The sequence below is a fragment of the Vibrio sp. 10N.222.48.A3 genome, from assembly GCF_041475345.1.
In the GTDB taxonomy this organism is placed as follows: Bacteria; Pseudomonadota; Gammaproteobacteria; order Enterobacterales; family Vibrionaceae; genus Vibrio; species Vibrio tasmaniensis_A.
This window is the reverse complement of the sequence record NZ_JBFRVX010001039.1, coordinates 1-1,041: the sequence shown is the minus strand read 5'-3', so window position 1 is coordinate 1,041 and position 1,041 is coordinate 1. Positions and strand designations below refer to the sequence as shown.

The following is a 1,041-nucleotide window of genomic DNA, read 5'->3' as shown; positions in this document are numbered from 1 at the left end:
CCATCTATGTACCGGAAGTAGAAGATGAAGCTATTCGAGACCTCTCACGTGCCAGAGAAACCGCAATGAAAGATCTCAAAGACGCAAAGTTCCAACTCAAAGGCTTTCTTCTTCGCAATAATATCCAAGCGACGGTGAATGATAACTGGTCTAAAAAGCATCTACGGTGGCTAACCGACCTCATTCTTCCTCATCATAGTCAGCAAATCGTTTTACAAGAGATGATCATTACCATCAATGAGCGAATGCAACGGCTTCAACGACTCGATAATGAACTACTCCATCAAGTCAAAAACTGGCGATACTATCCTGTGGTGAAAGCCATTCAAGCTATGCGTGGAGTCCGGTTACTCGTAGCACTCGGCACAATAGCCGAACTGGGTGACTTACGACGATTTGATCATCCAAGAAAGCTTATGGCTTACCTCGGACTCGTTCCAACTGAAAACTCTAGTGGCGGTAAAACTCGTCGTGGCAGCTTAACAAAGTGTGGCAACAGTCGGGCCAGACGGTTGCTGGTCGAAGGCGCACACACCTATAAGCACAAAGCGAACATCTCTGTAGAGCTCCAACTAAGGCAAGAAGGCCTGCCTAAAGAGATCGTCGATATCGCTTGGCTGGCCCAGCAAAGGTTATGTCGTCGTTACCAACGATTGCTACAAAAAGGTAAACACCGAAATGTCGTTGTAGTCGCCATCGCTAGAGAGATGATCGCTTACATCTGGGCGATTGCTCGTGAAGTAGTCATCAGCGACGTCGATCCTAAAACTCGAATCGCTCGATTACCGGCATGAAGAAAGAATTAGTGTTATCGCATTGGATAAAGCATCGGGAGTGGCACAAACACCGACGGCGTTAGGACGGCAATATAGCTTCGGCTGTATTGAACCACGAGCATAGACTGAAGACAGGTGCCACGACGGAACAAGTAAGGTAGGCTCTACTCATCAAACGATGAGCAATCCACGTATATCAGCATGAGAACCGACGACATTACTTGCTTCATCTATGCGGTAACACTATCCCCTAAGCAACAAGAAA

At 47.0% G+C, this 1,041-nt stretch carries 1 protein-coding gene; it reads left to right on the top strand.

The features are described 5' to 3' along the window. Window positions 1-794, top strand: a 794-nt coding sequence (locus AB4653_RS23390; protein WP_372105440.1) for an IS110-like element ISVisp2 family transposase, incomplete at its 5' end; no start/stop codon positions are given. Between the last annotated feature and the right edge of the window lie 247 nt (window positions 795-1,041).